Raw genomic sequence first — 25,358 nt, forward strand, 5'->3', positions numbered from 1 at the left:
TTCCCCTCGCTCACGCCGGCCCGGGTCCCGCGCCGCGCTGTTTGTAGAGGCTGATACTGACCGTCCGGTCGTCCGCGACCGTCGAGTCGACCTTGCCGGCCAGTGCGGAGAGCACCGTCCAGGCGAAGGTGTCGCGCTCGGGCGCACGACCGTCGGTCGTGGGCGCCGAGACGGTCACCTCGAGGGAATCCCCCACGAGGCGGAAGACGCAGCTGAGGACGGAACCCGGCACGGCCTGCTGGAGCAGGATCGCGCAGGCCTCGTCGACCGCGATGCGGAGATCCTCGATCTCGTCGAGAGTGAAGTCCAAGCGCGCTGCGAGGCCGGCCGTGGCCGTACGCAGCACCGACAGGTAGGCACCCGCAGCGGGCAGCCGGACCTCAACGAAGTCCTGGTTCCCGGGCTCGCCTGCGATCTGGGACACCCTCACCTCCAAGGTGGCACAAACTCGTTCGGGGCTCCGGGGTGTGTGCCCGGGGCCGTGCGGTCCGTCGTCGGTCCTGTGGCTCGGCGACGCTATCGCGCCCCATGATGCCGTGTCGCCGGGACCTCCTACCCACCGTTACGCATGGTAGGCATGCGCGTACACACGGTGGCTAGAGGTCTGCGGCGGTCAATTGAGAAGAACCGGCGCCGGTTTGACGTACCCAGACGTCAGACGATCGAACCGTCCACGAAGCACCAGCGCCAGCTGTCCATGCAGTCGAAGCTGCGCATCACCGGATGTCCGGTCTCCTCGAAGTGCGCCGTGGCGTGTTTCAGGGGCGACGAATCGCAGCAGCCCACGTGCCCGCACTCGAGGCAGAGGCGCAGCTGCACGGGATGGGTACCCGCGGCCAGACACTCCGGACAGGTCTTGTCGAGCGGGGTGGGCTCGGGGCGCGGCAGCTCGTCAACATGGAGGCACTCACTCATGATGGCCACGGTACGTCGGATACGAGGACGGTGAGATGGACGCATTGCCGCTGGTGGCGCTTGTCGCTGTCAGTGCGGTGGTCGCGGGGGCGGCGCGCCGGACCCCTGTGCCCGCGCCCCTGCTGCTGGTCGCCGCCGGGCTGGTGGCCTCCTATCTGCCCGGGGTGCCGAGCTACACGCTGGACGCGCACGTCGTGCTGCCCCTGCTGCTTCCGCCGTTGCTGTACACGGCCGCCGTCGACAGTTCGTACCTGGACCTGCGGGCCAATGTGCGGCCCGTCGCGCTGCTCTCCGTGGGGTACGTCCTCTTCGCGACGGTCGCCGTGGGCTGGCTGGCCTATCTGCTGGTCCCGGACCTGCCGCTGACCGCCGCACTGGTCCTGGGAGCCGTGGTGGCCCCGCCGGACGCGGTCACCGCCGCGGCGATCGCCCGGCGGGTGGGCCTGCCCGCCCGGATCACCACGATCCTCCAGGGCGAGTCGCTGGTGAACGACGCCACCGCCATCACCGCCTTCAAGGTGGTCCTCGCCGCCGCGGTCGGCGAGGGCATGAACTGGGGCGAGGGCATCGGCGAGTTCCTGGTGGCGTCCGTCGGCGGCGTCGGGGTCGGCCTCCTGCTGATGGTCCCGCTGCACTGGCTGCGCACGCACCTCAAGGAGGCGCTGCTCCAGAACACCCTGTCGCTGCTCATCCCCTTCGTGGCGTACGCCGCCGCCGAACGGGTGCACGCCTCCGGAGTGCTCGCCGTGGTCGTCGTCGCGCTGTACCTGGGGCACCGCTCCTGGCAGGTCGACTTCGCGACCCGGCTGCAGGAGGCCGCGGTATGGAAGATGGTGGCGTTCATCCTGGAGTCCGCCGTCTTCGCGCTGATCGGCCTGCAGCTGCCCTTCGTCCTGCGGGAGCTGGGGGAGTACAGCGTGGGCGAGGCGCTCCAGTACGCGGTCCTCGTGTTCATCGCCGTGGTCGCGGTCCGCTTCCTCTGGGTGTACCCCGCGAGCTACCTGCCGCTGTGGCTGTCCCGGCGTGTCCGGGAGCGCGAGGGGCCGCTGCCGTGGACGTCCCCGCTGATCATCAGCTGGGCGGGGATGAGGGGCGTCGTCTCGCTCGCCATCGTGTTCTCCATCCCCCTGCTCACCCCCGACGGCGAGAAGTTCCCGGCACGCAACCTCGTGCTGTTCCTGACCTTCACGACGGTCATCGGGACCCTGGTCCTCCAGGGGCTCAGCCTGCCCCTCCTGGTACGTGTGCTGAAGCTGCCGGGCCGGGACACGCGCGGGGAGACGCTGGCGGAGGCGCAGGCCCAGAGCGAGGCGTCCACGGCCGCGGACTCCAGGCTGGACGCGCTGCTGACCGACCCCGCCAACGAACTGCCCGATCCGCTGACCCAGCGGCTGCGCGCCGTGATGGAGCGCCGCCGCAACGCCGTCTGGGAGCGCCTCGGCCGGCCCAATCCGGTCACCGGGGAGTCCGCCGACGACACCTACCGGCGGCTGGCGAGGGCGATGATCGACGCCGAGCGCGAGGTCTTCGTGCGGCTCAGGGACGAACGGCGGATCGACGACGAGATGATGCGTGCCCTGCTGCGCCGGCTGGATCTGGAGGAGGCGGCCGCCTACCGGGAGTCCGACCGCGACTGAGGGCCGTCCCGTGTCTCCGGCCGACGCCACGAGGCGGCCCTAAGGGCCGTCGGACTCCGGTGCGGGACGGCCGGTGATGACGGCGGTCACCGAGGAACCGGCGGCGAAGGCGCCCTCGGCCGCGAGGACGGTCAGCCCGTACAGGAGTTTGGCCACATAGAGCCGCTCCACGGGCAGCCCGTGCCGGTCCTCGAACGCGTCGGCGAAGGCGTGCAGCTCCGGAGTCGTACGGGCGTACCCGCCGAAGTGGAAGCGCTCGTCCAGCGACCACCGCCCGGCCGGGCCGCCGAACGCCTCCTGCTGGAGGCCGCGCACGGTCCCGGCCAGGAAGCCGCCGCGCAGGACCGGGATGCCGAGGGCGCGCCGGCCCGGTCCGAGTCCGGCGGCGAGGCCCGCCAGGGTGCCGCCCGTGCCGCAGGCGACGGCGGCCGTGCCGCCCACGCCGCGCAGTTCGCGGCCGAGCTCCGTGCAGCCCTGTGCGGCGAGGGCGTTGCTGCCGCCCTCCGGGATGACCGCGCAGTCCCCGAAGAGGCTCAGCAGGCCGTCCAGGACGCCCGGAGTGGTCTTCGCGCGGTAGGTCGCCCGGTCCACGAAGTGCAGGCGCATCCCGTCGGCCGCGCAGCGCGCGAGGGAGGGGTTCAGCGGGCGCCCGGCCAGCTCGTCGCCCCGTACGACGCCGACGGTGGGGAAGCCCAGCAGGCGTCCCGCGGCGGCGGTGGCGCGCAGGTGGTTGGAGTAGGCCCCGCCGAAGGTCAGCACGGTACGCCCGGCCGCGGCCCGGATGTTGGGGGCGAGTTTCCGCCACTTGTTGCCGGGCAGGTCGGGGTGGATCAGATCGTCGCGCTTGAGCAGCAGCGTCACGCCGTGCCGGGCGAAGCGCTCGTCCTCGACCGGCTGCAGGGGTGAGGGGAGTACCGGCCGCAGCCGGTCGGGGTCGAGTGCTTCGCCGCGCATGACGTCATTGTGTGCCGCCCCGCGCCGGTCTACTTCAGCCGGTCGTGGATCCGGTTGCGCATCCCGGTCATCGAGAATCCGAGCGGGTCGACCTTGCCGGGCTGCCACTCCCGGTGCCCGATGACCGACGGGGCGTCCCAGCCGTGGAATCTGCAGACCGCGGCGGCCGCCTTCTCGACGGCCTCGAGCTGGACGGCGGGCCAGGGGTCCTCGCCGTCGCCGAGGTTCTCGCACTCGAAGCCGTAGAAGTGCCGGTTGCCGTCCGTGTTCGACTCGTTGTCCGACGGCAGGTGCTTCTCGGCGATCACGGCGCGCAGGACGTCGTCGTCGCCGAGGCCGGCGTGGTTGGCGCGGCCGTAGCCGACCAGGTGGACCCGCCCGTCCTTGGCGATCACGCCGTGGCAGAGCGGGCCCGGGAGACCGGAGTAGCCGTCCCGGCAGATCTCGACGGTGCGGGCGGTGCCGCGGGTGACGGTGTGGTGGAGCATCACCCCGTGCACCGGCCCCCACGGGCCCTTGTGGTTGCGGTTGTGCGTGCGCCAGTCGCCGACCTGGACGACGGTGAGTCCTTCGTCCTTCAGGGCCTTGAGGAATTGGCTCGCGGACATCGGTGAGGACATGGCCGGCTCCTTCGGTGCGGGGGAGTGGATCCGTACAGCGCTTGTACCGGAACATGAGGCTCCGCCAAACCTGTTCGGGAAATGTGCGAGCGGATCCGGACATTCTCCGGGTGCCGGCCGGCGCGTGCCTCAGTCCTGGGCGAGCCACATGTCGGGGCCGAACACCTCGTAGTGGATGTCGGCAGCGGCCACCCCCTTGGCCAGGAGCTGGGAGCGGACGGCCCTCATGAACGGCAGGGGGCCGCAGAGGTAGGCGCGGGTGCCCGGGGCGACCGGCAGGGCGCTCAGGTCGACGCGTCCGGTGCGCTCGGCGGGGTGGCCGGGCTCCGGGTCCTCGTACCAGAAGTGGGCGGCGGCGTCGGGGAGCTTTTCGGTCAGCGCCGCGTGGTCGGCGCGCAGGGCGTGGTCCGCCGGGGTCCGGTCCCCGTGCACGACGGTCACCCTCGCCCGGTGCCCCTCGGCGGCAAGGTGCTCCAGCATCGACAGGACCGGGGTGCAGCCGATGCCGGCGGAGGCGAGCAGCAGGGGCGCACCGGAGTCGTCGAGCACCAGATCGCCGTACGGGGCCGAGAGCCGCAGCCGGTCGCCCTCACGCAGCCTCGCGTGCAGGTGCGCGGAGACCTCGCCGTCGGGGCCCTCCCCGCCCCGTACCCGCTTGACGGAGAAGGAGCGCGGGCCGGTGCCGGGTGCCCCGGTGAGGCTGTACTGGCGGATCTGGCGGGCTCCGTCCGGGAGTTCCACCTGTACGGAGACGTACTGGCCCGGCCGGAAGGCGGGTGCGGGCGAGCCGTCGGCGGGGGTGAGCCGGAAGGTGGCCACGGCCGGGGTGTCCTCGGTGCGCGAGAGGACCGTCCACTCACGCCAGACGTCACCCGCGAGCACGCCCTGCTGTGCGTAGAGGCGTTCCTCGATGGCGATGAGGGCGTTGGCCATCAGCCAGTAGACCTCGTCCCAGGCCGCGGCGACCTCCGGGGTGACCGCGTCGCCCAGCACCTCGGCGATCGCGGCGAAGAGATGGGTGTGCACGATCGCGTACTGCGGGGCCGTGATGCCGAGGGACGCGTGCTTGTTCGCGATGCGGCCGAGCATCGCGTCCGGCCGGGTGCCCGGGTGCTCGACGAGCTGGGTGGCGAAGGCGGCGATGGATCCGGCGAGCGCGCTGCGCTGGGTGCCGGAGGCCTGGTTGCCCCGGTTGAAGAGGTCCCGCAGCAGCTCCGGGTGGGCGTCGAACAGCTTCCGGTAGAAGAGGTCCGCTATGTCCCCGATGGCCGCTCCGACGGCGGGGAGCGTGGCGCGGACGGTTGCGGTCGACGTCTCGGAGAGCATCGGGTGACTCCTCGTGTACGTGGGGCGGTCGTGGCCGTCCCGGCTTTATTGGAATATGAGATGCGTATTTTTGTTCGCGCGGGAGGGGGTGTGCGGGAGCAGGTCGGCGCAGGTCGTGGAGAAGTGCCCGCGGTGTGCGCGGTGCGGTCGGTGGGGCGTGGTCCGCGGTTCGGGGAGGTGTGCTTCTTCGAGACGTGTGGGGGGTCAGCCGGGCGCCGGCCTGCCGGCGCTGATGCCGACCAGCAGCGGTCCGGTGGGGGAGGAGACGAGGTCGCCGACGGTCAGGGGGTCGAGCGAGGCGTAGAACGCCTCTTCGGCCCGGCGCAGCGCGGTGCGGAGCCGGCAGGCGGACCGCAGGGGGCAAGGGGTGCTCCCCTCGCACTCCACGACTTCCCCCGGTCCCTCCAGTTCGCGCACCAGGGTGCCGACCGAGGCGGAGCGTCCGGCCTGGGTGAGGGTGAGGCCGCCGCCCCGGCCGCGCCGTGCGTCGACCAGGCCGAGGTGCTGGAGGCGGGCGACGACCTTCGCCGCGTGGGTGTACGGCACCTGCATGGTGGCCGCCACATCGCGGGTGGTCGGCGGGTCCTCGCCGTCCTTCGTGACGGTCAGGCGCATGAGCACCCGGAGTGCCACGTCGGTGAATCGCGTCAGCCGCATGGCGGTCAGCCTAGGTAAGTTGCATCGTGGATGCAACTTAAGGGCTGGGTTAGATGCCGTCCTCCGTGACGGTGCGCGCTCCCCCGGGACGGTGCCCGCCCTCCCACGGCCTGCGCCGCCCCCCGGGGCTACGCCTGCCTCCTGTGGCGGGGCGCTTGCCTCCGGGGCCGGGGGTCGCTTCCGGGGCCGAGGGCCGCCTCCGGGGAGCGCGCGCCATGATGGAGGGTGCGGCTCCGCGGCAGGTGCGGGGCTCGCAAGCGCACGAAAGGTGGTCAGCGGCCGTGCCGAAGCCGAACGCAGCCGACGGGATACCGGCGAGCCGGGTCATCACGGACCCGGACAGTCTGGGCCGCTACGCGCACGACGAGGCGGAATGGGCTCCGGCCGGATCGCCCCTCGCCGTCGTGCGGCCCCAGGACACCGCCGAGGTGGCCGCCGTCGTCGCCCACTGCGCCGAGCACCGCATCCCGGTCGTCCCGCGCGGCGCGGGAACCGGCCTGTCGGGCGGCGCCAACGCGGTCGACGGGGCGGTCGTCCTCTCCTTCGAGGACATGAACAGCATCCTGCGCATCGACCCGGTGGAGCGCCTCGCCGTTTGGTCCAGCCGGGAGTGGTGAACGACGACCTGCGCGCGGCGTGCGCCGAACAGGGCCTCTGGTATCCGCCGGACCCCGCCAGTTCCCCCTGGTCGACGATCGGCGGCAACGCCGCCACCAACGCCGGCGGCATGTGCTGCGTCAAGTACGGCGTGACCCGGGACTACGTGCTCGGACTGGAGGCCGTCAACGGGCTCGGCGAGGTCGTGCGGGTGGGCCGGCGGACCGCGAAGGGGGTCGCGGGCTACGACCTGTGCGGGCTCCTCGTCGGCTCGGAGGGCACCCTCGGTGTGATCACGGAGATCACCGTGAAGCTGCGGGGGGCCCGGCCCGCCGAACGCACCGTGGCCGGGTTCTTCGATTCGGTCGTGGCCGCCGGGGACGCGGTGAGCCGGGTGACGGCGGCGGGCATCGTGCCCTCCGCCCTCGAACTCCTCGACAAGCACTGCCTGAAGGCCGTCGACGCGTGGAAGAACATGGGGCTGTCGGCGGACGCGGACGCGATCCTCCTCGGCCGCGTGGACACCCCCGGAGCCGCCGGCGATGCCGAGGCGGAGGCCATGCGGGCCTGTTTCGCCGAGGCGGGCGCGGCCTGGGCCGAGGTCTCGACCGACCAGGCGGAGGCGGACGCGCTCTTCCAGGCCCGCCGCCTCGCCTACCCGGCGCTGGAGCGGCTCGGCCCGGTACTCACCGAGGACGTGGTGGTCCCGCGGTCGCAGGTGCCGCGGATGCTGGCGCGCGTCGAGGAGATCTCCCGTGAACACGACGTCCTCATCGCCAACATCGCCCATGCCGGTGACGGCAACCTCCACCCGCTCATCATCACCGAACCGGGCGACGAGGCGGCCCGGAGCCGCGCCCAGCTCGCCTTCGAGGACATCCTCGACGCGGCGATCGCCCTCGGCGGCACGGTCACCGGCGAACACGGCGTGGGGCTGCTGAAGATGGGCGGCATGAACCGCGAGATCGGTGCCGTCAACCTCGCCATGCAGCGCGCGGTCAAGGCGGCCCTGGACCCCCACGGCATCCTCAACCCCGGGAAGGTCGTCGACTCGGGGGCACCGCTGGCCGTCTGAGCCCGGCGAGTGAGGTCACCGCCGCATGGTCGGGCCGGCGCCCGGCCGTGCCTGGCGGTGCCCTGCCGGGTCCGACGGTGCCCGGAGCCGCCGTCGAGGCCGTTGCGCCGGCCGAGGTGAGGGCCGATCCGGGCCGACCGCGATCACCGGGTGTGTCGGTCCGCCGGCCACCCCGGCCATCCCGGTCGTCCCGGTCGTCCCCGCCGTCCCGGCCGTCCCGGTCGTCCCCGGCAGGCCGACAGGGCCGCCGCCGGAGGGGTGCCTCGCGCGAGGGGGCCGGTGCAGGGGGGCGAAGTCCTGCTCCCTGAGGCCCGGTTGCGCCGGACCGGCTCCGCGCCGGGCCGCCTCCGGCCGGCGGCGCCATGCCCGTACGCGCGTCCGCGGAGCGGTGACGTGCCCCGACCGTGGCCCGATTAGTCACACTCTTTTGTGTAATAGCGCGCGGTGTACTCGTGCTGGAAGTGTTCCTCTCGCAGGTCAGCCCATGATCGAGAGGATGTCGGATGTCCGTTGGTGAAGAGGTTCGCGACACGCAGCCGCCGCAGCAGAGTCTCGGCACAGCGGCTGCGCGGAACCTCGCGACGACGACCAAATCCGCACCGCAGATGCAGGAGATCACCTCCCGCTGGCTGCTGCGGATGCTGCCCTGGGTGCAGGTGCAGGGCGGGACCTACCGGGTGAACCGCAGGCTCAGCTACTCCGTCGGGGACGGCCGGGTGACCTTCGTCCAGACCGGCGACCGGGTCGCGGTCATCCCCGCCGAGCTCGGCGAACTCCCCGCCCTGCGCGACTTCGCGGACGAGGAGGTGCTGGCCGAGCTGGCGCGCAGGTGCGAGCAGCGCGACGTCGCGGCCGGCGAGGTGCTCGCCGCGTCGGGCGACGCCGCGGACCGGGTCCACCTGCTGGCCCACGGCAAGATCGAGAAGGTCGGCACCGGCCCGTACGGCGACGAGACGGTGCTGGGCGTCCTGGCCGACGGCGCCTACTTCGGTGACCAGGCGCTGATCGACGGCGACGCGACCTGGGAGTACACGGCACGTGCCGTCACCGCCTGCACCCTGCTGACCCTGCGCAGGTCGGACGTGCTCAACCTCGCGGCCCGCGCCGACTCGCTCCGCGACCACCTCGCCGGACTGCTCGCGATCCCGCACCAGCGCACCAACACCTACGGCGAGGCGGAGATCGACCTCTCGGCGGGGCACGTGGGGGAGGCCGTCGTCCCGCACACCTTCGTCGACTACGAGTCGGCGCCGCGCGAGTACGAACTGAGCGTCGTCCAGACCGTGCTGAAGGTGCACAGCAGGGTGGCCGACCTCTACAACCAGCCGATGAACCAGACCGAGCAGCAGCTGCGGCTCACGGTCGAGGCGCTCCGCGAGCGCCAGGAACACGAGCTGGTCAACAACCGCGAGTTCGGGCTGCTCAACAACTGCGACTACGGCCAGCGGCTCCAGCCGCACGACGGAGCGCCCGGCCCCGACGACATGGACGAACTCCTGTCGCGGCGGCGCGGATCCAACCTGTTCCTGGCCCACCCGCGGGCGATCGCCGCCTTCGGCCGTGAGTGCAACAAGCGCGGGCTCGTCCCGGAGAGCGTGGAGGTCGGGGGCCATCACGTCCCGGCCTGGCGCGGGGTGCCGATCTTCCCGTGCAACAAGATCCCGGTCACCGACGCCCGCACCACGTCGATCATCTGCATGCGGACGGGTGAGGCGGACCAGGGAGTCATCGGCCTCCAGCAGAGCGGCATCCCGGACGAGATCGAGCCGAGCCTGTCCGCCCGCTTCATGGGCATCGACGAGCAGGCGATCATCTCCTACCTGGTCACCGCGTACTACTCCGCCGCCGTCCTCGTCCCCGACGCGCTCGGCGTCCTGGAGAACGTGGAGGTCAGCCGCTGGCGGTGACGCTTCCCCGGGCCCGGGTGACAGTCCGCCCGGGCCCCGCAGGCGAGTACCGGGATCAAGGTGCCCTGTGGCGCCCGGGAAGGAGTGACCGTGACCATGATGAGTACGGACGCCGCGATGGGGGAGCACAAGGCCGCAGCCCTCCTGGAGCGGACCCGTGACGCCGTCGACCCGCACCTGCGAGCAGCCGTGGAGACGCTGCCCGGGGCCATGCGCCGGGTCGCGAAGTACCACTTCGGCTGGCAGAACGCCGACGGGACCCCCGCCTCCGGCCAGGCGGGCAAAGCCATCAGGCCCGCCCTCGTCCTGGCCGCCGCCCAAGCTCTCGGGGGCGACCCGGACGCGGCCGTACGGGCGGCCGTCGCCGTCGAACTCGCCCACAACTTCACCCTGCTCCACGACGACGTCATCGACGAGGACACCACGCGCCGCCACCGGCCGACGGCCTGGGCGGTGTTCGGGGTGCCGGACGCCGTGATCACGGGTGACGCCATGCTCGCCCTCGCGCTGAGACTGCTGGCGGACGACCCGCACCCCGCGTCCGCCCACGCCTCGGTCCGGCTCGCCACCTGTGTCGTCGAACTCTGCGCGGGACAGCAGGCGGACTGCGCGCTGGAGGACCGCGGCCCCGACGACGTCACGCTGGACGAGTGCGTGGCCATGGCCACGGCCAAGACGGGCGCCCTGCTCGGCTGCGCCTGCGCCCTGGGCGCGCTCTACGCCGGGGCCGGGGAGCGCGCGGTCGTGGCCATGGACGGTTTCGGCAGGGAGGCGGGCCTCGCGTTCCAGCTCATCGACGACCTCATCGGTATCTGGGGGGACACCGAGCGCACGGGAAAGCCGGTCGGCGCGGACCTGATCGCGCACAAGAAGTCGCTGCCGGTGGTCGCGGCCCTCACCTCGGGAACCCCGGCCGCCGCCGAACTCACCGCGCTCTACCGGGGCGCGATGAACACTCCGGAGGAGGTGCGTGCCGCGGCCGACGCGGTCGACCGGGCAGGGGGCCGGGACTGGGCGCAGATGACCGCGGGGGACCGGATGGCCCGTGCCGTCCACCACCTGTCCCGCGCGGTGCCCGGCGCCGCCGACGGTGGCGACCTGCTGGCCCTCGCGGAGTTCGTCACCCGCAGAACACACTGAATCGCAGTGGCTCAGGACCGGGCCCTCGACTCAACTCTAGTATTCAGTAGGTCGGTTGAGATCATCACGGGTGCGAGGGGGCGGGGCCGGTCATGGGCGTACGCATACGGCAGGCGGACCAGGGCGACAGGGACCAGGTCGTACGGATACTGGACGAGGCGTTCCACGACGATCCGGTGAGCAGTTGGGTCTTCCCCGACGAGGACCACCGGCGAGCCGTGCACGGCGCGTTTCTGGGCGTGTTCGCCGACATCACGCTGGCGAACGGCCGCATCGACATCCTGGAGGACGGCACGGCCACCGCCCTCTGGCTCCCCGTACCCGCCGGAGCGCCGGAGGGCACCGACGACACCCCCGCGCTCATGCGGGAGACGGCCGACCCGGACAACGAACGGGCGGAGCTGGTCGGCAGGCTGACGGGCGCCGTGCACCCGCACGACCGCGCCCACGAATACCTGCTGATGATCGGGGTCAGCCCGCAGAGGCAGGGGGAAGGCATCGGCGAGGCGCTGATGAGCGGAGTCCTGGAGCGGTGCGACCGCGAGGGCGTCCCCGCCTACCTGGAGGCGAGCAGCGAGCGCAGCCGCCGGCTGTACGAACGGCTCGGATTCCGTTTCATGGGCAAGGCCGTGGAACTCCCCGAGGGTCCCTTGATGTGGCCCATGTGGCGTGAGCCGCAGGAGGGCTGATCACCAATCGGCCCTCAGGCGGAGCGAAGGGGAGGGTGGCACCGGGCTGGTGCGGGGCACGGACTACAGTCCCTGCTCATGACAGATGAGTCGTGGGCAGGCTGGTACCGGGACCGGCAGGGTTCCGAGGCCGTCATTCTCACCACGGACGGACAGCAGCTCCGCATCCGCGTACGCGGGACGGACTTCGAGGGCACGAGCTTCGACGGTCTCGCCCCGGCGGCCGGTGTGACGGTCCGGGACGGTGCGTTCGACCTGACGGACGGTGTGCTCGGCGACTGCGTACTGGAGTGGGACCTCCCGCTTCCGGTGCTGGTGTCCGGGACGGTCCGCCAGGCCACGCTCGGCTGTCTGCTGTCCCTGCGCAGGGCCGACCCCGACCTGTATCTCGCCCTCCACCTGGACGGCGCCGTGTACGAGTCGAATCGCGCGGAGGGCGACTTCGCCGCAGCGATGGCCACGATCCAGCGGATCCTGCCGCCGGACATGCACCTGCAGACCTGCATAGCCTGCGCCTTCTCCGACTACTTCCCGGCGCCCGTCCGCGGGCTCTCCGGCGGACTCGCCTGCTTCCGGGGCGCCAAGGACGCCTACCGGGACGTGGCCGGCGGGGAGGAGGTCGCGGGTCTCTGGGACCGGCGCACCGGATTCGTCCAGGAGATCTGGAGCTGCCGGGAGTTCGAACCCCGTCCGGCCCACGGTGCCGGTACCGGTCACCGGGGCGCGTTCCCGCTGGAGCTTGCCTGACCGCTCATGCCTCAGGGGCCGCCCCGCGACGGCGGGACGGCCCCTGAGCGGTGCGCCGGGTGTCAGGAGGTGGTGCGGGCGAGCGCGGCCGCGAGGCCGTTCTGCCAGAGGGAGTTCACCCGGGAACGCTCGGTGGCGTTCGGGTAGGCGTTCGTGCAGGACGTGCCGGGACCGCCGCCCGACATGAGCTCGCTGCACGGGCCGGTGTAGTGGTCCGGCAGCCCGAGGACGTGGCCGGTCTCGTGGGCGGTGACACGGGTCGAGTTGTACTGCCGGTTCTGCGCGTAGTCCAGGAAGATGTAGCCGCTGCCGTGCCCGTTCGTGCTCGCGTACGAGCCCCGGGAGTCGTTGCCCTCGCGGTAGGTGAAGTCGGGGTTCGAGCCCTCCTGCAGCTTGACGTTGGAGACGGAGCTGTTCCAGATGCTCGTGCTGCTGGCTATCTGACTGCGGAAGCTGGGGGCGTTGGTGGTGCTGTAGACGACGGTGACGGCCGCGGCGCCCGGGTTCGCGGCCCGCTTCTGCGCGACCGACGCCATGACGGCGTCGAAGAACGCCTTGTTCGCGGCGGCGTTCTCGCTCGATCCGGCGTAGGCGGCGTAACCCGCCTGGGCGGCGGCGGTGCTGGTGGGAGCGGCAGGTGCCGGTGCGGCGGCGACCGCGGGGGTGGTGCCGAGCGCCGCGGCGAGTCCGAGACCGGCCACGGCCGACATCACGGCAGTCCTGAGGTGTCTCATGGGGGGTTCTCCTACCTGTCCGATGAACCCCGTCCGGCGGCCGGACGGGTAACGGGTGGGGGGTACGGAGAGAGTGTCGGGGCAGCAGGGGGCCCGGCGGATGATGTCAACCGGCGATAGCGCCGCCCTATCGCCCCCACGGGAACCCCACACAACCGGCACCCGAAGGTCGCCCCAACAGCACCTGAATGACGGTGTTTAGCGGGGTTGCGCCATCTGGTGCTCGGCGTGCGAACAGCCATACGCTCCCCGTCATGGACCTCGAGGTGAGACACCTCAAGGCGCTCTGCGCCATCGCCGACACGGGCAGCCTGCACCAGGCGGCACGGCGGCTCGGCGTCAGCCAGCCCTCCCTGACCACCCAGCTCCAGCGCATCGAGCGGACCATGGGGGCGGAGCTGTTCCGCCGCGAGAGGACCGGTTGCCGGCCCACCCTCCTGGGCCGCGTCCTCCTCAGCCGCGCCCGCCCCCTGGTGGACGGCATGTCCACCCTGGTGGGTGCGGCGATGGCCGAGGCCGAAGCGGCCAGGGCCGGAGCCCCCGGGCTGCGCATCGGCTCCACCGCCAGCCGCGTCATCGGCGACTGGCTGCGCAGGCTGCGGATCCTGCTGCCCGGCACGGACATCTCGCTGCGGGTGGACGTCTCGGCCCGGGAGCTCCTGGGGGCGGTGGCCGCCGGCCGGCTGGACGTGGCCTTCGTCCACGAGGTGGAGGGCTGTCCGATCGTCGTCCCCGACGGTCTGAACAGGCGCGTACTCCTCGACCGGGAACCGCAGTTCATCTCGCTGTCCAAGGACCATCCGGCGGCGGACCTCCCCGTGGTGGACCTCCGCGACCTCGCCGCCGACCGCTGGATGGTCGATCCGTCGGTGGACGGCGAGTGGGACGGGGTGCGCCGGGTCCTCGGCGACGCGGGGCTCGATCCGCCCGTGCTGCACGGTGACTACCTCACGGCCGCCTCCCTCGTCGTGCTCGGCGAGGCGGTCGCTCCCTGCCAGCCGACCACGGGCCCGCGTGACGACATGGTGATCCGCCCCCTGCGCGGCGATCCGCTGGCGGTACGGCTGCTGCTCGTCTCGCGCCCGGAAACGGACATCGAGGCGGTCTACGGGGAACTGGAGGCGGCTTACCGGGACGCGGCCGGACGCGCCGAGGAGTACCACCGGTGGCTGCTGCGGCACCGCAGTCCGCTGGCGCAGGCGGCCTGACCCGGAAGGTTCCCCGTTCTGCCGACAGCGAGCCGCCGTTTCCCGCTCCGAGGCCGGCGGGCAGGGTCATGGCATGAGGCTACTGATGCTGGGCGGCACGGAGTTCGTCGGGCGCGCGGTCACGGATGCCGCGCTCGGCCGGGGGTGGGAGGTCACCGTGTTCCATCGCGGCCGGCACCCTGCCCCGAGCGGCGTGCGGATACTGACGGGTGACCGGACGACGGGCGCGTCCGGTCTCGCCGCGCTGGCCGGCGGCACCTGGGACCTGGTCGTGGACACCTGGAGCGGCGCACCCTCGGCGGTGCGGGACGCCGCGAGGGCGCTGGCGGCCCGAGCCGGGCACTACAGCTACGTCTCCAGCAGGTCGGTGTACGCCCACCCGGCCCCGGCCGGCCTGCCGGAGGACGGCCCGCTGGTCGCGGGAGCCTCGCCCGACGCGGGCCCGGACGTCCCGTACGCCCTGGCCAAGCGGGGCGGGGAGCTGGCGGCGCTCGACGCCTTCGGGGACCGCGCGCTGCTGGCCAGGGCCGGGCTGATCCTCGGCCCCGGAGAGAACATCGGCCGCCTGCCGTGGTGGCTGGCCCGCACGGCCCGGGGCGGCCCGGTGATCGCACCGGGACCACCGGACGCCGCACTGCAGTACATCGACGCGCGCGACCTGGCGGACTGGCTGCTCGACGCGGCGGAGAAGGGCCTGCAAGGGGCCTACAACACGGTGAGCCGCCCCGGGCACACCACCATGGGCGAGCTCCTGGAATCCTGCGTCAGGGTCACCGGTTCGGACGCCGAACTGCGATGGACCGCACCGGAGGTGCTCCTCGCGGCGGGGGTGGAACCCTGGACGGACCTGCCGGTCTGGCTGCCCGCAGGCGAGGACTACGACTCCCTGCACCGGGGCGACGTCACCAAGGCGCACGAGGCCGGGCTGCGGTGCCGGCCCGTCGGTGAGACCGTGGCCGACACCTGGGCATGGATGCGCGGCCTGGGAGGCACCGTCCCCCACCGGCCGGACCGGCCGGCCGTCGGCCTCGACGCGCGGACGGAGGCGAAGCTGCTCGGCGCCCCGGGCAGCGCTTAGCGTGGACGGATGACCGAACAGCTGCTGCACCTCACGGAGAAGCCCCTCTGGGACGCCGCCCGATGCGCGGGCATGTACGAGATGTCGACCCGCGGCAGGACCCTGAGGGAGGAGGGGTTCATCCACTGCTCCCTGCTCCACCAGCTGCCGGCCGTGGCTCGGGCGTTGTACGGACCCGACCCCGCAGACCTGGTGGTCCTGGTCATCGACGGCGAAAGGCTCGGGTCGCCGGTGCGCTTCGAGGCCATGAAGCCCGGTGGTGAGGAGTTCCCGCACATCTACGGACCGATCCCGGTGGACGCGGTCGTGGAGGTGCGCCCGTTCGGCGCGCACACGGCGGGCCAGGGGGGCGAGGCGCCGTGATCAGCCCTCTCGTCGCGGTGACCGGAGCGAGCGGGGCGGTGGGAGGCCGGGTCGCCGCCCGCCTGGCCCGGACCGGGGTCCCCGTACGCCTCCTGGGCCGGGATCCGTCCCGGCTGCCCCGGCTGCCCGGCGCGGTCCTGGCTCCACCGGCTCCCTACGGCGACGGCGAGGCCATGCGCCGTGCGCTCGACGGGGCGCACACGCTGTTCCTCGTCTCGGCGCACGAGAGCCCCGGACGGGTGCTGGAGCACACGACCGCCGTCGGCGCGGCGGTCGCGGCCGGCGTCGAACGCATCGTGTACGTGTCGTTCCTCGGGGCGGCCCCGGACGCGACGTTCACGTTCGCCCGCGACCACTGGCACACGGAGGCGCACATCCGGGTGGCCGAGGTGCGGCACACCTTCCTGCGCGACAGCTGGTACCTGGCCGGTCTCCCCGCGATGACGGGCACCGACGGCGTCCTGCGCGGTCCCGGCGGGGACGGGCGGGTCGCGGCCGTCGCGCACGAGGACATCGCGGACGCGGCGTCAGCCGTCCTGCTGGACGAGGGAACCGGCCACGACGGCGTGACGTACGACCTGACCGGCCCCGAGGCGTTCACCCTCGCGGAGGCGGCGCAGGAGCTGAGCCGGATCACAGGCCGGCCCGTCCGGTACGTCCCGGAGACCAGGGAGGAGGCCTACGCGTCCCGCGCCCACTACGGGGCGCAGGAGTGGGAGGTGGCGGGCTGGGTCACGTCGTACGAGGCCATCGCCGCCGGTGAGATGGACGTCGTCTCGGACGCGGTCCCGCGGCTCACCGGCCGCCCGGCCGAGGGCCTGGCCGCGTACCTGCGGGAGAACCCTGACAGCTGGCGGCACCTCCTCCCGGAGGCGTGACACCTGCGGCCCGGAGCGGTGAGGGCCGGAAGTACGCCGGTACGTACACCGGGGCAACGGCCCGTGTGCTCCGCGCTGGGCAGGTCAGGTGCCGGTCCCGCTGCGTGCGGCTTCCGGGACCCGGGCCCCGCCGGCCCCCGTCCTGGGCCGGACACGACCGCACCCGGCCCGCCGCCCCGCGGGGGAGGCGGCGGACCGGGTGCGGACACCACGGCAGCGCGAGGGCGCGGACCGTGGATCAAGCCTTCTTGGTCTCCCAGAAGATCGTGTCGATCTGGGCGATCAGGTCCAGAGCCTTCTGGCCCGTGGCCGGGTCGTTCGAGCCCTTGGCCGCGGAGAGCGCCTTCAGGGTGTCGTTGACCAGCTGGTGCAGCTCCGGGTACTTCTCGAAGTGCGGGGGCTTGAAGTAGTCGCTCCAGAGCACCGAGACGTGGTGCTTCGCGAGCTCGGCACGCTGCTCCTTGATCAGAACGGCGCGCGTGCGGAAGTCCGCGTCCTCGTTGGCCTGGTACTTCTCCTGGACGGCCTTGACGGACTCCGCCTCGATGCGGGCCTGGGCCGGGTCGTACACACCGCAGGGCAGGTCGCAGTGCGCGCTGACCTTCACCTTGGGGGCAAACAGGCGGGAAAGCATGGGGCTGTCCTTCCTCGTGATCGTCTTCTCAGGTGGGACATTACTCCGTGGGAAGCCGCTTTTTGCGGCTGCCCCCTGGGGCTTAGGCCAAAAGTCCAAGGCGGGAATGCGACCAGTGGCCGAATGCACGGAGCGGTGTACTGGAGGATGGACCGGGAGGTGCCACTGATGCCGGAGCCGGCGCAGGAGCCGTTGAGCGGGCGGACGGCGCGTAAGTCGTTCCAGGTCGTGGAGGTGACGGGGCCTTCGATGGTGCCCACGCTCTACCACGGGGACTGGCTGCTCGTGCAGCACGGGGCACCGGTGCGCCCGGGGGACGTGGTCATCCTGCGCCACCCGTTGCAGCAGGACCTGCTGGTCGTGAAGCGTGCCGCCGAGCGGCGCGGGGCCGGGTGGTGGGTCCTCGGCGACAACTCGTACGCGGGCGGGGACAGTACGGACTACGGGACCGTGCCCGAGGAGCTCGTACTGGCGCGTGCGCGGGCCCGCTACCGGCCGCTGAGGAAGGATCAGCGCTCGGTGCTCGGGCTGCTGGGCTGGGCCGTGTCCGCGGTACGCAGGGTTTCTCCCGACCGCTCCGTCTCCTGGCGCTTGCGGGCCCGGTAGGCGGCCACGTTGGCCCGGGTCGCGCAGCGGTCCGAGCAGTAGCGCCGTGAGCGGTTGGTGGAGGTGTCGAGGTAGGCGTTGCGGCACGGCGCGGCCTCGCACAGGCCGAGCCGGTCCACCCCGTGCGACGTGAGGTGGAAGGCGAGCCCCATCGCCGCGATGGCCGCGTACCCCGCCGTCGCGTTCGACGGATGGTCGGCCAGGTGCATGTGCCAGTCCGGCTTCCCGTCGTCGTCCCGCGTGTCATGTCCGGAGATCTGCGGGCTGACGGGGAACTCCAGCAGCAGCGAGTTCAGCAGGTCGACCGCGAGCGTCTCGTCCCCGCCGTCGGCCGCCTCGAAGACCGTCCGCAGCCGCGCCCGCACGGCACGGAAACGGGTGACGTCCGTGTCCGTCGCCCGTCGCGCCGCCTGGGCGTTGGCGCCGAACAGCTCGCGGACGGACTCGACCGTCGTCAGTGAGTCCTTGCCGCGGGCCGGCTCCTCGGTGTTGACCAGACGCACGGCGTAGTCCGAGTAATAGGCCAGTTCCACTTGTAGTCCTTACGGCGTCGGTCTATGGTCGGGGTGGCGATCAGTGTAATGGGTGGTTGCCGGTAATGAGTATTACGACGTGATCGATGCTGACGGAGGTCGGAGTGACGACGACGGGTACCGACTGGCAGTCCTGGCAGGAGAGCTGGGACCGGCAGCAGGAGTGGTACATGCCGGACCGCGAGGAGCGGTTCCGGGTGATGCTGGACATGGTCGAGGCCGTGGTCGGGCCCGAACCGAGAGTGCTCGACCTCGCGTGCGGTACGGGCAGTATCACGGACCGCCTCCTCAGGAGGTTCCCGAAGGCCACCAGCACGGGCGTCGACCTCGACCCCGCACTGCTCGCCATCGCCCGCGGCACCTTCGCCGGCGACGACCGGGTCACCCTCGTCACCGCCGACCTCAAGGACGCGGCCTGGACCTCACGGCTCCCGCACACCTCGTACGACGCGGTCCTCACCGCCACCGCCCTGCACTGGCTGCACAGCGAGCCACTCGCCGCGCTGTACGGGCAGATCGGCGGCCTGGTCAGGGACGGCGGCGTGTTCATGAACGCCGACCACATGATCGACACCGGCACCCCCCGCATCAACGCGGCCGAACGCGCCCGGCGGCACGCCGTCATGGACCGGGCCAAGGCCGCGGGCGCCGTGGACTGGAGCGAGTGGTGGGCCCTGATGGCGAAGGACCCCGCCCTCGCGGCCCCCACCGCCGAACGGTTCGAGATCTACGGCGAGCACGCGGACGGTGACATGCCCTCCGTCCACTGGCACGCCCGCACCCTCCGCGAGGCCGGCTTCGGGGAGGCCCGGGCGGTCTGGGCCTCACCCTCGGACAGCATGGTCCTGGCCGTGAAGTAGGCCCCGGCGAGGCGGCCTCGGGCCGCGATGCGAGGAGGGCGGTACGGACCAGGTCCGTACCGCCCTCCTCGCATCGCTCCTGCCGGAGCTACAGCACCTTCGACAGGAACGACTTCGTGCGGTCGTGCTGCGGGTTGGTCAGGACGTCGCGCGGGTGGCCGGACTCGACCACGACGCCGTCGTCCATGAAGACCAGCGCGTCGCCGACCTCGCGGGCGAAGCCCATCTCGTGCGTGACGACGACCATCGTCATGCCCTCCTCGGCCAGTCCGCGCATGACGTCCAGGACGTCGCCGACCAGCTCGGGGTCGAGCGCCGACGTCGGCTCGTCGAAGAGCATCAGCTTCGGCTCCATGGCCAGCGCGCGGGCGATCGCCACGCGCTGCTGCTGGCCGCCGGAGAGCTGGGACGGGTAGTTCTTCGCCTTGTCGGACAGGCCGACACGGTCCAGGAGCCTCTCCGCACGAGCCCGGGCGACGGCCTTCGCCTCGCCCTTGACCTGGATCGGGGCCTCCATGACGTTCTCGATCGCCGTCATGTGGGGGAACAGGTTGAAACGCTGGAAGACCATGCCGATGTCCCGGCGCTTCAGCGCGACTTCGCTGTCCTTGAGCTCGTAGAGCTTGTCGCCCTTCTGGCGGTACCCGACCAGCTCGCCGTCGACGTACAGCCGGCCGGCGTTGATCTGCTCCAGGTGGTTGATGCACCTCAGGAACGTCGACTTGCCGGAACCGGACGGACCGATCAGGCAGAACACCTCCCGGGGGGCGACCTCGAGGTCGATGCCCTTGAGGATGTGTGCGGGGCCGAAGGACTTGTGCACGCCCTCGGCCTTCACCATGGCGGTCATGCGGCGCCTCCCTTCGGGCGGCCCAGCGACAGCATGTTGGCCCTGATCTTCTGGAACGGGGTGTCCGGCAGGCTGCGGCTGGAGCCGCGTGCGTAGTAGCGCTCCAGGTAGTACTGGCCGATGCTCAGGATCGAGGTGAGCACCATGTACCAGGCCGCCGCAAGGAACAGCATCTCCACGGTGGCACCCGAGGTCTGCGAGACGTTCTGGGTGGAACGCAGCAGCTCGGTGTACTGGACGGCCACCGCGAGCGACGAGGTCTTCAGCATGTTGATGACCTCGTTGCCGGTCGGCGGCACGATCACGCGCATCGCCTGGGGAACGACGATCCGCCGCAGCGTCTTGCCGTGGCTCATGCCCAGCGCGTGCGCCGCCTCGGTCTGCCCCTCGTCCACCGACTGGAGGCCGGCGCGGCAGATCTCCGCCATGTACGCCGCCTCGTTGAGCCCGAGGCCCAGCAGCGCGCAGAGGAACGGAGTCATGAAGGACGACCACTCGTCCTTGTAGATCGGCCCGAGGTTGATGTACTCGAAGACGATCCCGAGGTTGAACCAGACCAGCAGTTGTACGTAGACCGGGGTTCCGCGGAAGAACCAGATGTAGCCCCAGGCTATGGACGTGGTCACCGGGTTCTTCGAAAGCCGCATCACGGCCAGCACGATGCCCAGCACCACGCCGATGATCATCGAGAGGACCGTGATGATGACGGTGTTCTTGACGCCTTCGAGGATCTGGTGATCGAAGAAGTAGTCCGGGATCGCGCCCCAGTTGATGTCGCCCTGTGCGAACGCGTACACGAGCGCGGCCAGCAGGCCTATGGCGACGACGGCCGAGACGTACCGGCCGTAGTGGCGCACCGGTATGGCCTTGATCGCCTCCGGCCCCGCCGACGGGGTGGGCGGGGTGTCCGCCGGGCCCGCTTCCTTGGTTTCAGTCACAGCTGATGCCTTTCAGCGCCGGTCCCGGTTCAGGACCCGCCGTTGATCTTGGCCTCGGTGACCGCGCCCTCGTCGACGCCCCACTTGGAGATGACCTTCGCGTAGTCGCCGTTCTTGATGACCGCGTTCAGAGCCGCCTCGATCGCCTTGGTGAGCTCGTCGTTGCCCTTGGCCACGGCGATGCCGTACGGGGCCGCCTCGACCTGCTCGCCGACCAGCTGGAAGTCCTTGCCGCCGCCCGAGGTCTTCACCGCGTAGGCGGCGACCGGGAAGTCCGAGGAGCCGGCGTCGGCGCCGCCGCCGCGCAGGCGGGTCTGGGCCTCGAGGTCGTTGTCGAACGCCTCGATGGAGATCTTGCCCTTGCTGCCGCACTTGGTGCTCTCGGCCTTGGCGAGGTCGTGGGAGACCGTGCCGCGCTGGACGACCAGCTTCTTGCCGCAGAGGTCCGACCAGGTGCTGATGCCCTTGTCGTCGCCCTTCTTGGTGTAGATGGAGACGCCCGCGGTGAAGTAGTCGATGAAGTCGACGCCCTCGCCGACCTTCTTCTTCGTCTCGGAGTCGACTCCGTCCTGGCGGTCCTTGGTGTCGGTCATGGCGGACATCGCCAGGTCGTAGCGCTTCGAGCGCAGGCCGGTGAGGAGCGTGTCGAACGTGCCGTTCTCGAAGACGAACTTCACGCCGAGCTGCTTGCCGAGGGCGTCCGCCAGGTCGGGGTCGATACCCACCGTCTTGCCGGACTTGTCCTTGAACTCGACCGGCGGGTAGGCGATGTCGGATCCCACCTTGATCTCGCCCTTGTCCTTGATGGACTGGGGGACGAGGTCGGCGAGGGGGGCGTCCTTGGTCGCGGAGGCGCCCGAGTCCTTCTTGGTGGCGCTGTCGGTCTGGTCGCCGCATGCGGTCAGCAGCAGGGTGCCCGCGACCGCGACTGCGCAGACCGCGGCAATCCGGGACGTTGCGGTCGAACGACAGAGGGTGCTTGCGGTCATGGTCGGAATCCTCCGGCGGTGAGAAGTGCAGGTCAGGTGGTTACGCACGCACCTTCGAGTGTCGCCACCTTGTGTGATTAGGGCATCTTGCCATTCGGACTCACCCATTCAGGGGGCTGGTCATGTCAAAATCGGGTAACGGGAGACCCCCGAACCCCAACGGGCCGGTGCCGCAAGGCGGGACCTTCTGCAGGGAAGTGAGCGTTACTCCGGAGAATCTCCGGTGCGTCTCAACCGACGGACGACCTTTGTGGCCCTTAGTGGACTTGTCCAGATTTTCGGCTATGAGTCATCTCACCGAGTCGATACCGACTCGTAAGAGGCTGGGTCCGTCCGGTAAGAAAGACCTTTACACCCCTCATCCGGGGCTCAGGGCGCGTGTGCGGCGCGCCCGCGCGTATGTGTCTCCCCTGCCGGAGCGGGCCAACCGCTCGGTGCCGGGAACGTACGCGGTGCCCGCCCACCCCTCCTCAACCAGGAGTGGCCACCCTCAAATGATGAAGACTTAAGGGGTCAACACAATGGCAGCGGAGATCGTCAATCCTCGCAGCGACAGCAAGACGCCCGGCCCGGCCGGTGCGGACGGACTCACCGGTGCGGACGAGCCCTTCGACCCGGCCTTCGCCCTCCACCGCGGCGGGAAGATGGCCGTGCAGGCCACCGTTCCGATCCGCGACAAGGACGACCTGTCCCTGGCCTACACGCCCGGCGTCGCGAAGGTGTGCAGCGCCATCGCCGAGCATCCCGAACTCGTCCACGACTACACCTGGAAGTCGCAGGTCGTGGCGGTCGTCACGGACGGCACCGCCGTCCTCGGCCTCGGGGACATCGGCCCCGAGGCGTCCCTCCCGGTGATGGAGGGCAAGGCGATCCTCTTCAAGCAGTTCGGCGGGGTCGACGCGGTGCCGATCGCGCTGGCCACCACCGACGCCGACGAGATCGTCGACACCGTCGTGCGCCTGGCGCCGTCCTTCGGCGGGATCAACCTGGAGGACATCTCGGCACCCCGGTGCTTCGAGATCGAGCGCAAGCTCCAGGAACGCCTCGACATCCCGGTCTTCCACGACGACCAGCACGGCACGGCCGTGGTGACGCTCGCGGCCCTGCGCAACGCCACGAAGCTGTCCGGCCGGACGCTCGGTGACCTGCGCGCTGTCATCTCCGGCGCGGGCGCGGCGGGTGTGGCCATCGCGAAGTTCCTGCTGGAGGCGGGCGTCGGCGACGTCGCCGTCGCCGACCGCAAGGGCATCGTCAGCAGCGACCGCGACGACCTCACCGAGGTCAAGCGCGAGCTGGCGGAGATCACCAACCGGGCCGGGATCACGGGATCCCTGGAGAAGGCGCTCGCGGGCGCCGACGTCTTCATCGGCGTCTCCGGCGGTACGGTCCCCGAGCCGGCCGTCGCCTCCATGGCACCCGGCGCGTTCGTGTTCGCCATGGCCAACCCGAACCCCGAGGTCCACCCCGACATCGCGCACAAGTACGCGGCCGTCGTGGCGACCGGGCGGTCGGACTACCCGAACCAGATCAACAACGTGCTGGCGTTCCCCGGCATCTTCGCGGGTGCGCTGCAGGTCCGCGCCTCGCGGATCACCGAGGGCATGAAGATCGCCGCGGCGAACGCCCTGGCGGACGTCGTCGGGAGCGAGCTCGCCGCGGACTACGTGATCCCGTCGCCGTTCGACGAGCGGGTCGCCCCCGCCGTCACCGCGGCCGTCGCGGCGGCGGCCCGGGCGGAGGGCGTCGCCCGGCGCTGACCCCGGAGAGCGGAGGGCCGGGGCCGCCACGGAACCGCCACGCGCGGAACCGTGGCCCCCGGCCCTTCGCGTTCCCCCCGACCTCCGGTTCTGGGGCGTGTGTCACACCATCGAACGGTTACGTCACGACGCGTCACGGCCTATCGTCGTGGCCATGTTCGCCGCCTATGCAGCCCGCATCGACCGTGACCGGCCCCTCGACGGACTCGAGCTGGGTGAACGCCCGGCCCCCGAGGCGCGGTCCGGGTGGACCACCGTCCAGGTCAGGGCCGCGTCGCTCAATCACCACGACCTCTGGTCCCTGCGCGGCGTGGGGCTCGCCGAGGACAAGCTTCCGATGATCCTCGGCTGCGACGCGGCGGGCGTCGACCAGGACGGCAACGAGGTCGTCCTGCACTCCGTCATCGGCCAGACCGGGCACGGGGTCGGCCCGGGCGAGCCCCGGTCCATCCTCACCGAGCGATACCAGGGCACCTTCGCCGAACAGGTCACCGTCCCCAGCTGGAACGTGCTGCCCAAGCCGAAGGAGCTCACCTTCGAAGAGGCCGCCTGCCTGCCCACCGCCTGGCTGACGGCCTACCGGATGCTGTTCACCAACGCAGGTGTACGGCCCGGCGACTCCGTCCTCGTGCAGGGTGCGGGCGGCGGTGTCGCCACCGCCGCGATCGTGCTCGGCAAGGCCGCCGGTCTCCGCATGTTCGCCACCAGCCGCGACGAGGCCAAGCGCAAGCGGGCGATCGAACTGGGCGCTGTGGACGCCTGTGAGCCCGGGGCGAGGCTGCCCCAGCGGGTGGACGCCGTCATCGAGACGGTGGGGGCCGCGACCTGGTCCCACTCCGTCAAGTCGCTGCGGCCGGGCGGGACCCTGGTCATCTCCGGGGCCACCAGCGGAGACCGCCCCTCGCACGCCGAACTGACCCGCATCTTCTTCCTGGAACTCAAGGTCGTCGGTTCCACCATGGGCTCCAAGGACGAGCTGGAGGACCTCCTCTCGTTCTGCGCGGCCACCGGCGTGCGGCCCGTCATCGACGGGACGCTGCCGCTGGACCGGGCCCGCGAGGGCTTCGAACGCCTCGCCGCTGGGGACCTGTTCGGGAAGATCGTGCTCACCACCTCGTGAGCCCGGCCGACGCGCTGCCCACGCCGGAGGGTCTGCTGCTGCGGCCCTGGCGGTCCGGTGACGCGCCCGCCGTACTCCGCGCCTTCGCGGCGGAGGAGATGGCCCGTCAGGCGGCGCGGCCGGTCACGACCACGGCCGAGGCGCTGGACTGGATCGCCGGCCGGGCCGCCGAACGGGCCGCGGGCACCGGATTCGCCTGGGCCGTCGTCCGGGACGGAGAGGCGCTGGGGTCCGTGGCCGTCACGGCGGTCAGTCACGTCCACGACACCGGCTGGGTGTCGTACTGGACCGCCGGATCGGCCCGGGGGACAGGGGTCGCGGCGGCCGGCGTACGCGAACTGGCGCGCTGGGCCTTCGCCGAACTCGGTCTCCACCGGCTCGAACTCGGGCACCGAACGAACAATTCCGCCTCCTGCTCCGTCGCCCTGCGGGCCGGCTTCGCCCCGGAGGGCGTCGAGCGCGCGAAACTCCGCTACGGGAGTGAGCGCTACGACGTGGAGCGGCACGCCCGCCTCGCCACCGACCCTGTCAATCTCGGTTGACGCG

26 protein-coding genes and 1 pseudogene are annotated in these 25,358 nt (G+C 71.5%); 15 read left to right on the forward strand and 12 right to left on the reverse strand.

Annotated elements, in window-relative coordinates:
• Nucleotides 1-10: 10 nt before the first annotated feature.
• Nucleotides 11-424, reverse strand: coding sequence for an anti-sigma regulatory factor (locus OHT61_RS21645; protein ID WP_014154139.1), 414 nt, complete (start codon nucleotides 422-424; stop codon nucleotides 11-13).
• Between the two features lie 230 nt (nucleotides 425-654).
• Complete coding sequence (locus OHT61_RS21650) at nucleotides 655-915, reverse strand: UBP-type zinc finger domain-containing protein (RefSeq protein WP_327114836.1); 261 nt, start codon at nucleotides 913-915, stop codon at nucleotides 655-657.
• A 35-nt stretch (nucleotides 916-950) separates the two neighbouring features.
• On the opposite strand from OHT61_RS21650, the gene OHT61_RS21655 reads away from it, so the two are divergent.
• Nucleotides 951-2,552, forward strand: a complete 1,602-nt coding sequence (locus OHT61_RS21655) for a Na+/H+ antiporter (RefSeq protein WP_329040478.1) — start codon at nucleotides 951-953, stop codon at nucleotides 2,550-2,552.
• Nucleotides 2,553-2,591: 39 nt separating this feature from the next.
• On the opposite strand, the gene OHT61_RS21660 is transcribed toward OHT61_RS21655, so the two are convergent.
• From OHT61_RS21660 to OHT61_RS21675, 4 genes are all read right to left on the reverse strand, one after another.
• On the reverse strand, nucleotides 2,592-3,506 hold the full coding sequence (locus OHT61_RS21660; RefSeq protein WP_329040480.1) for a 1-aminocyclopropane-1-carboxylate deaminase/D-cysteine desulfhydrase: 915 nt from the start codon (nucleotides 3,504-3,506) through the stop codon (nucleotides 2,592-2,594).
• 29 nt (nucleotides 3,507-3,535) lie between these two features.
• Nucleotides 3,536-4,126, reverse strand: a complete 591-nt coding sequence (locus OHT61_RS21665; protein WP_329040482.1) for an N-acetylmuramoyl-L-alanine amidase — start codon at nucleotides 4,124-4,126, stop codon at nucleotides 3,536-3,538.
• 129 nt (nucleotides 4,127-4,255) lie between these two features.
• Nucleotides 4,256-5,452 carry a globin domain-containing protein gene (locus OHT61_RS21670; protein ID WP_329040483.1) on the reverse strand — a complete coding sequence of 399 codons (1,197 nt, stop codon included), beginning with the start codon at nucleotides 5,450-5,452 and terminating at the stop codon, nucleotides 4,256-4,258.
• A 204-nt stretch (nucleotides 5,453-5,656) separates the two neighbouring features.
• Entirely contained in the window at nucleotides 5,657-6,109 is a 453-nt protein-coding gene (locus OHT61_RS21675) for an RrF2 family transcriptional regulator (protein WP_329040484.1), read from the reverse strand.
• A gap of 281 nt (nucleotides 6,110-6,390) precedes the next feature.
• Between OHT61_RS21675 and OHT61_RS21680 the strand changes: the two are divergent.
• The 5 genes and pseudogenes from OHT61_RS21680 (at nucleotide 6,391) to OHT61_RS21700 (ending at nucleotide 12,264) form a co-directional block, all read left to right on the forward strand.
• Nucleotides 6,391-7,781: pseudogene (locus OHT61_RS21680) on the forward strand (FAD-binding oxidoreductase).
• Between the two features lie 503 nt (nucleotides 7,782-8,284).
• Nucleotides 8,285-9,688, forward strand: coding sequence for a family 2B encapsulin nanocompartment shell protein (locus OHT61_RS21685; protein ID WP_329040485.1), 1,404 nt, complete (start codon nucleotides 8,285-8,287; stop codon nucleotides 9,686-9,688).
• A gap of 96 nt (nucleotides 9,689-9,784) precedes the next feature.
• The gene (locus OHT61_RS21690; protein WP_329043363.1) at nucleotides 9,785-10,828 is read left to right on the forward strand and encodes a family 2 encapsulin nanocompartment cargo protein polyprenyl transferase; all 1,044 of its coding nucleotides are present in this window, start codon (nucleotides 9,785-9,787) and stop codon (nucleotides 10,826-10,828) included.
• 92 nt (nucleotides 10,829-10,920) lie between these two features.
• Nucleotides 10,921-11,517: a GNAT family N-acetyltransferase gene (locus OHT61_RS21695; RefSeq protein ID WP_329040487.1), complete on the forward strand. Its 597-nt coding sequence runs from the start codon at nucleotides 10,921-10,923 to the stop codon at nucleotides 11,515-11,517.
• 78 nt (nucleotides 11,518-11,595) lie between these two features.
• Nucleotides 11,596-12,264, forward strand: coding sequence for a DUF6304 family protein (locus OHT61_RS21700; RefSeq protein ID WP_329040489.1), 669 nt, complete (start codon nucleotides 11,596-11,598; stop codon nucleotides 12,262-12,264).
• A 62-nt stretch (nucleotides 12,265-12,326) separates the two neighbouring features.
• Here OHT61_RS21700 and snpA read toward each other — a convergent pair whose 3' ends face one another.
• Entirely contained in the window at nucleotides 12,327-12,998 is a 672-nt protein-coding gene (snpA, locus tag OHT61_RS21705) for a snapalysin (RefSeq protein WP_329040490.1), read from the reverse strand.
• Nucleotides 12,999-13,252: 254 nt separating this feature from the next.
• Here snpA and OHT61_RS21710 point away from each other — a divergent pair, with 254 nt between their 5' ends.
• The 4 genes from OHT61_RS21710 (at nucleotide 13,253) to OHT61_RS21725 (ending at nucleotide 16,525) form a co-directional block, all read left to right on the forward strand.
• Nucleotides 13,253-14,206 (forward strand): LysR family transcriptional regulator, encoded by a 954-nt coding sequence (locus OHT61_RS21710; protein WP_329040491.1) that lies wholly within the window; start codon nucleotides 13,253-13,255, stop codon nucleotides 14,204-14,206.
• Between the two features lie 73 nt (nucleotides 14,207-14,279).
• Nucleotides 14,280-15,284, forward strand: coding sequence for an NAD-dependent epimerase/dehydratase family protein (locus OHT61_RS21715; protein WP_329040492.1), 1,005 nt, complete (start codon nucleotides 14,280-14,282; stop codon nucleotides 15,282-15,284).
• A 9-nt stretch (nucleotides 15,285-15,293) separates the two neighbouring features.
• Nucleotides 15,294-15,647: a DUF952 domain-containing protein gene (locus OHT61_RS21720; protein WP_329040493.1), complete on the forward strand. Its 354-nt coding sequence runs from the start codon at nucleotides 15,294-15,296 to the stop codon at nucleotides 15,645-15,647.
• Nucleotides 15,644-16,525, forward strand: coding sequence for an NAD(P)H-binding protein (locus OHT61_RS21725; RefSeq protein WP_329040494.1), 882 nt, complete (start codon nucleotides 15,644-15,646; stop codon nucleotides 16,523-16,525). Before OHT61_RS21720 ends, OHT61_RS21725 begins: the two co-directional genes overlap by 4 nt.
• Before the next feature lie 238 nt (nucleotides 16,526-16,763).
• Here OHT61_RS21725 and sodN read toward each other — a convergent pair whose 3' ends face one another.
• Nucleotides 16,764-17,159 carry a superoxide dismutase, Ni gene (sodN, locus tag OHT61_RS21730; RefSeq protein ID WP_014154121.1) on the reverse strand — a complete coding sequence of 132 codons (396 nt, stop codon included), beginning with the start codon at nucleotides 17,157-17,159 and terminating at the stop codon, nucleotides 16,764-16,766.
• A 168-nt stretch (nucleotides 17,160-17,327) separates the two neighbouring features.
• Between sodN and sodX the strand changes: the two genes are divergently transcribed.
• Nucleotides 17,328-17,765, forward strand: coding sequence for a nickel-type superoxide dismutase maturation protease (gene sodX / locus OHT61_RS21735; protein WP_329040495.1), 438 nt, complete (start codon nucleotides 17,328-17,330; stop codon nucleotides 17,763-17,765).
• Here sodX and OHT61_RS21740 read toward each other — a convergent pair.
• Entirely contained in the window at nucleotides 17,669-18,298 is a 630-nt protein-coding gene (locus OHT61_RS21740) for a CGNR zinc finger domain-containing protein (RefSeq protein WP_329040497.1), read from the reverse strand. The genes sodX and OHT61_RS21740 overlap by 97 nt on opposite strands.
• Nucleotides 18,299-18,384: 86 nt before the next feature.
• Between OHT61_RS21740 and OHT61_RS21745 the strand changes: the two genes are divergently transcribed.
• Nucleotides 18,385-19,158, forward strand: coding sequence for a class I SAM-dependent methyltransferase (locus tag OHT61_RS21745; RefSeq protein WP_329040498.1), 774 nt, complete (start codon nucleotides 18,385-18,387; stop codon nucleotides 19,156-19,158).
• A gap of 88 nt (nucleotides 19,159-19,246) precedes the next feature.
• On the opposite strand, the gene OHT61_RS21750 is transcribed toward OHT61_RS21745, so the two are convergent.
• From OHT61_RS21750 to OHT61_RS21760, 3 genes are read right to left on the reverse strand one after another with little or no spacing between them, the layout of a single operon-like run.
• Nucleotides 19,247-20,008 (reverse strand): amino acid ABC transporter ATP-binding protein, encoded by a 762-nt coding sequence (locus tag OHT61_RS21750; RefSeq protein ID WP_329040499.1) that lies wholly within the window; start codon nucleotides 20,006-20,008, stop codon nucleotides 19,247-19,249.
• The gene (locus OHT61_RS21755) at nucleotides 20,005-20,946 is read right to left on the reverse strand and encodes an amino acid ABC transporter permease (RefSeq protein WP_329040500.1); all 942 of its coding nucleotides are present in this window, start codon (nucleotides 20,944-20,946) and stop codon (nucleotides 20,005-20,007) included. The genes OHT61_RS21750 and OHT61_RS21755 overlap by 4 nt, the downstream gene beginning before the upstream one ends.
• A gap of 29 nt (nucleotides 20,947-20,975) precedes the next feature.
• Nucleotides 20,976-21,935, reverse strand: a complete 960-nt coding sequence (locus tag OHT61_RS21760) for an ABC transporter substrate-binding protein (protein ID WP_329040501.1) — start codon at nucleotides 21,933-21,935, stop codon at nucleotides 20,976-20,978.
• A 521-nt stretch (nucleotides 21,936-22,456) separates the two neighbouring features.
• Between OHT61_RS21760 and OHT61_RS21765 the strand changes: the two genes are divergently transcribed.
• The 3 genes from OHT61_RS21765 (at nucleotide 22,457) to OHT61_RS21775 (ending at nucleotide 25,354) form a co-directional block, all read left to right on the forward strand.
• Nucleotides 22,457-23,692 (forward strand): NAD(P)-dependent malic enzyme, encoded by a 1,236-nt coding sequence (locus OHT61_RS21765; protein WP_329040503.1) that lies wholly within the window; start codon nucleotides 22,457-22,459, stop codon nucleotides 23,690-23,692.
• 154 nt (nucleotides 23,693-23,846) lie between these two features.
• On the forward strand, nucleotides 23,847-24,812 hold the full coding sequence (locus tag OHT61_RS21770; RefSeq protein WP_329040504.1) for a zinc-binding dehydrogenase: 966 nt from the start codon (nucleotides 23,847-23,849) through the stop codon (nucleotides 24,810-24,812).
• A complete protein-coding gene (locus OHT61_RS21775; protein WP_329040506.1) occupies nucleotides 24,809-25,354 on the forward strand; it encodes a GNAT family N-acetyltransferase in 546 nt (181 codons plus the stop codon). Before OHT61_RS21770 ends, OHT61_RS21775 begins: the two co-directional genes overlap by 4 nt.
• Nucleotides 25,355-25,358: the final 4 nt, after the last annotated feature.

It is taken from the genome of Streptomyces sp. NBC_00178 (assembly GCF_036206005.1).
GTDB lineage: Bacteria > Actinomycetota > Actinomycetes > Streptomycetales > Streptomycetaceae > Streptomyces.

Coding starts and splice junctions, on each gene's coding strand:
- OHT61_RS21650 (WP_327114836.1), bottom strand. CDS start 915: ATGAGTGAGTGCCTCCATGTTGACGAGCTGCCGCGCCCCGAGCCCACC.
- OHT61_RS21655 (WP_329040478.1), top strand. CDS start 951: ATGGACGCATTGCCGCTGGTGGCGCTTGTCGCTGTCAGTGCGGTGGTC.
- OHT61_RS21660 (WP_329040480.1), bottom strand. CDS start 3,506: ATGCGCGGCGAAGCACTCGACCCCGACCGGCTGCGGCCGGTACTCCCC.
- OHT61_RS21665 (WP_329040482.1), bottom strand. CDS start 4,126: ATGTCCTCACCGATGTCCGCGAGCCAATTCCTCAAGGCCCTGAAGGAC.
- OHT61_RS21670 (WP_329040483.1), bottom strand. CDS start 5,452: ATGCTCTCCGAGACGTCGACCGCAACCGTCCGCGCCACGCTCCCCGCC.
- OHT61_RS21675 (WP_329040484.1), bottom strand. CDS start 6,109: ATGCGGCTGACGCGATTCACCGACGTGGCACTCCGGGTGCTCATGCGC.
- OHT61_RS21685 (WP_329040485.1), top strand. CDS start 8,285: ATGTCCGTTGGTGAAGAGGTTCGCGACACGCAGCCGCCGCAGCAGAGT.
- OHT61_RS21690 (WP_329043363.1), top strand. CDS start 9,785: ATGATGAGTACGGACGCCGCGATGGGGGAGCACAAGGCCGCAGCCCTC.
- OHT61_RS21695 (WP_329040487.1), top strand. CDS start 10,921: ATGGGCGTACGCATACGGCAGGCGGACCAGGGCGACAGGGACCAGGTC.
- OHT61_RS21700 (WP_329040489.1), top strand. CDS start 11,596: ATGACAGATGAGTCGTGGGCAGGCTGGTACCGGGACCGGCAGGGTTCC.
- snpA (WP_329040490.1), bottom strand. CDS start 12,998: ATGAGACACCTCAGGACTGCCGTGATGTCGGCCGTGGCCGGTCTCGGA.
- OHT61_RS21710 (WP_329040491.1), top strand. CDS start 13,253: ATGGACCTCGAGGTGAGACACCTCAAGGCGCTCTGCGCCATCGCCGAC.
- OHT61_RS21715 (WP_329040492.1), top strand. CDS start 14,280: ATGAGGCTACTGATGCTGGGCGGCACGGAGTTCGTCGGGCGCGCGGTC.
- OHT61_RS21720 (WP_329040493.1), top strand. CDS start 15,294: ATGACCGAACAGCTGCTGCACCTCACGGAGAAGCCCCTCTGGGACGCC.
- sodN (WP_014154121.1), bottom strand. CDS start 17,159: ATGCTTTCCCGCCTGTTTGCCCCCAAGGTGAAGGTCAGCGCGCACTGC.
- sodX (WP_329040495.1), top strand. CDS start 17,328: ATGCCGGAGCCGGCGCAGGAGCCGTTGAGCGGGCGGACGGCGCGTAAG.
- OHT61_RS21745 (WP_329040498.1), top strand. CDS start 18,385: ATGCTGACGGAGGTCGGAGTGACGACGACGGGTACCGACTGGCAGTCC.
- OHT61_RS21750 (WP_329040499.1), bottom strand. CDS start 20,008: ATGACCGCCATGGTGAAGGCCGAGGGCGTGCACAAGTCCTTCGGCCCC.
- OHT61_RS21760 (WP_329040501.1), bottom strand. CDS start 21,935: ATGACCGCAAGCACCCTCTGTCGTTCGACCGCAACGTCCCGGATTGCC.
- OHT61_RS21765 (WP_329040503.1), top strand. CDS start 22,457: ATGGCAGCGGAGATCGTCAATCCTCGCAGCGACAGCAAGACGCCCGGC.
- OHT61_RS21770 (WP_329040504.1), top strand. CDS start 23,847: ATGTTCGCCGCCTATGCAGCCCGCATCGACCGTGACCGGCCCCTCGAC.